The sequence below is a fragment of the Methanobrevibacter cuticularis genome, assembly GCF_001639285.1.
In the GTDB taxonomy this organism is placed as follows: Archaea; Methanobacteriota; Methanobacteria; order Methanobacteriales; family Methanobacteriaceae; genus Methanobaculum; species Methanobaculum cuticulare.
The window spans coordinates 1-2,423 of record NZ_LWMW01000007.1; the positions used below are offsets into that span (position 1 = coordinate 1).

Annotated in this window: 1 protein-coding gene; it reads right to left on the minus strand. The window is 31.9% G+C overall.

Annotation, left to right across the window (positions count from 1 at the left end):
* Nucleotides 1-2,380 (minus strand): beta strand repeat-containing protein (locus MBCUT_RS00075; RefSeq protein WP_394327044.1); only part of this gene is annotated, 2,380 nt, incomplete at its 3' end.
* Between the last annotated feature and the right edge of the window lie 43 nt (nt 2,381-2,423).

The following is a 2,423-nucleotide window of genomic DNA, read 5'->3' on the forward strand; positions in this document are numbered from 1 at the left end:
TAACACCCGGAGCATTCAAACTGAAATAACCATATAAAAGATCATTATAGAAAATACTGTTAAGACTTGGTAAATTACTAGCATTAGTACTATCACTAGTACCATTTAAATACACAGTATAATTAAAACTTAATAGATTACCAACAGTATAATCAGCACCAAGATCACTCATATTAGTAATACCGAGCACATAATAATTATTCACAACAACATTACTCATACCAGTTGGGACACCATTAAAACCCCAATAATTATAATCAGCATCAACAACAACCGCAGAAGCACCATCCTTAAAAATAGCACCAGTAGACTGATTTAAAAACACATTATAATTCACAACAACACTAACATTACTATTAGTACCACTAGCTATATAAATAGCCTTACCATTAGTCGCAGTGTTATTTACAAAGGTGGAACTATGAATATCAACACTAACAGTACCATTAACACCACTAGTTACAAGAACTCCTCCGCCACCACCAGTTGCGGTGTTGTTTGCAAAAGTGGAATTAACAATATCAACATTAACAATACCATTAGTACCACTATTTACATAAATTCCTCCACTATTAGTAGTTGCTTTGTTGTTTACAAAAGTGGAATTAACAATATCAGCATTGACAGTACCATTAGTACCGCTAGTTACAAAAATTACTCCACCACTACCAGTTGCAGAATTATTGTTGAAAGTAGAACTAGACACACTAACATTAACTGTACCATTAAGGCCAGGAGATACATAAATTACTCCACCATAACTAGCTACAGTATTGTTTGTGAAAGTAGAACTAGACACACTAACATTAACTATACCATTAGTACCAGTAGATACATGAATTACTCCACCATTAGTAGTTGCAGCGTTATTTGTAAAAGCAGAATCATCAATACTAATCGCCATAATACCATTATTATTAGAATAGAAATTAATTGTTCCACCAGTACTAGTAGTTGCAGCATTATTGTTGAAAGTAGAACTAGACATACTAACATTAACTGCACCATTAAGAGAAGTAGATGCAGCAATTGCACCACCACTAGATGCAGTGTTATTTGTAAAAGCAGAATCATCAATACTAAGCGCTATATTACCATTATTAGCATAAATAGAAATTGCACCACCACCACTAATTGCTGTGTTGTTTGCAAAAGTGGAATTAAGAATATCAGCATTAACTGTACCATTAGTAATACTAGTTACATAAATTATTCCACTACTACCAGTTGCGGTGTTATTGTTGAAAGTAGAACTAGACACACTAGCATTAATTATACTATTAGCACCATTAGATAGATGAATTACTCCACCCTGAGCTGCGTTGTTGTTTACAAAAGTAGAACTAGACACATTAATATTGACTTTAGCATTATTTGAATTGATAGCAATTGTTCCACCATTAGTAGTTGCAGCGTTATTGTTGAAAGTAGAATCCGTAATATTAACAACACTAGACCCATTAGAAGAAATATAGGCAATAATTACACCACCAATAGATGCGGTGTTATCTAAGAAAGTAGAGTCAGATACAACAACAATATTGTTACCATTAGTACCAGTAGCTACATAAATTGCACCACCCTCAGGGGCAGTGTTATTTGTAAAGCTAGAATTGTTCAAATTAGTAGTTGCAGTGCTGTTAGCAAGAGTAGTTATATAAATTACTCCAGCACCATATGCAACCTTATAGTTAGGGTTATTGCTGTTTGCATATGTTGTGTTGTAGCCGTTGTTAGTGAAATTAGAATTATTTACTTCTAAATCATTACTAGAATATATGAGATTATAAATACCAGCATCTGTGGTTTTTTTGCCACTGCCTCCAATTAAAAATAGGGTTGTGTTTTTGTTATAGTTTTTTGTCTCATTAACGTAGTTGATGTTATTTTGGAAGTTGGATTGTGTGATAATTAAATCACCAGTGTTAACAATCATTGCATAAATATAATTAGTACTTTGGTCACCAATAACAAGTTCACCATTAGGATTTCGAAGATTGATAGTTATACTTTGGTCATTGTTCCAGTTGTATTCTCTGTTCACTGTTGTTTTTATTGTGTTGTTTGTGAATTCTGATCTTGTGATATTAAGCCTACCTTTATTAACAATAAAGCCAGAACCAACAACACTACTATTATAAATTGTATTATTAAAATACAAAGTAGTAGTATTAGTAAAAGGAACATTCTGATAATATTGGTAGTTTATATTCATATTATTGTTAATGAATGCTGAATTGATTATGTTCATTTGTCCATTATTACCAATAAGGTAACCAGATTCAAAACTATCATTTTCCAACACATCATTACTTGTATAAGTTGTGTTCTCACGAATATTAAACGATAAACTATTATCTGTAACTACACAATTTTCCATTGTTAAATAACCATCATTATTTATTAAATAGCTATTATTACCA